This is a genomic window from Pseudomonas sp. PSB11 (genome assembly GCF_014596605.1).
Classification (GTDB): domain Bacteria; phylum Pseudomonadota; class Gammaproteobacteria; order Pseudomonadales; family Pseudomonadaceae; genus Aquipseudomonas; species Aquipseudomonas umsongensis.
Genome location: NZ_NOIO01000073.1, coordinates 1 through 1086, shown reverse-complemented (window position 1 = coordinate 1086; position 1086 = coordinate 1). Strand labels below are relative to the sequence as shown.

Genomic DNA, 1086 nt, shown 5'->3' with positions numbered 1-1086 from the left:
CGTTCGAAAACCTGGTCCTGGGCGGCAAAGCCCAAGTCACCATCGACGACACCCTCACTGAAGTGAAAGCCACCCTGACCGTGGATAAAACCACCGTCGCCGAAGGAGGTTCGGTCACCTACACCGTGACCCTGACCAACGCGGCCGGCCTGCCGATGGCCAGCCACGGCGAGTTGACCTTCAAACTCACCGACGGTACCGAGATCAAGATCCCGGCTAACGGCACCAGCGGCTCTGCTGTGGTGATTGCCAAGGACGACATCTTCACCGGTGGTCAGGATGCAATCGTCAACAAGCTGGAGTCGGTCTCGGCCAACAACTTCGAGAAGCTGACCCTCGGCGAGGACCAATACACCACCACCGTCACCGACGAGCCAGGTTCGGGCGATCCAAAAGACCCGGCCAACCAAGGCGACAAGATCACCGTCAGCATCGAAAGCAACGGCGACGTACTGGAAAACGCTGCACCGAAGTTCACGGTGAAAGTCGATCAGGTACTCAAGCAGGATCTGACCGTCACCTTGAGCAACGGCGATACCGTGGTGATCAAGGCTGGCAGCACCAGCATTCCATACGAGCTGAAAGCCCAGGGCGATGACGTCTACAAGGACGGCGAAACCATCAAGCTCAGCGTCACCGATGCTTCCGTTCCGGGCAAATCCTTCGAGAACCTGGTGCTCGGCGGCGAAGCCGTGGTGAAAGTCGACGACACCCTCACCGAAGTCAAAGCCACCCTGACCGTGGATAAAACCACCGTCGCCGAAGGCGGCTCGATCACCTACACCGTTACCCTGACCAACGCCGCCGGTCTGCCAATGGCCAGCCACGGCGAGTTGACCTTCAAACTCACCGACGGCACCGAGATCAAGATCCCGGCCAATGGCACTAGCGGCTCTGCTGTGGTGATTGCGAAGGACGACATCTTCACCGGTGGCCAGGACGCAATCGTTAACAAACTCGAGTCGGTCTCGGCCAACAACTTCGAGAAACTGACCCTCGGCGAGGACCAATATACGACCAAGGTCACCGACGAACCATCGGGCCAAGGCGACAAGATCACCGTCAGCATCGAAAGCAACGGCGACG

Annotated in this window: 1 protein-coding gene; it reads left to right on the top strand. The window is 59.0% G+C overall.

Annotated elements, in window-relative coordinates; translation table 11 throughout:
- The coding region (locus CGA21_RS29710; protein ID WP_317451707.1) for an immunoglobulin-like domain-containing protein at nt 1-1086 on the top strand (1086 nt) is incomplete at both ends.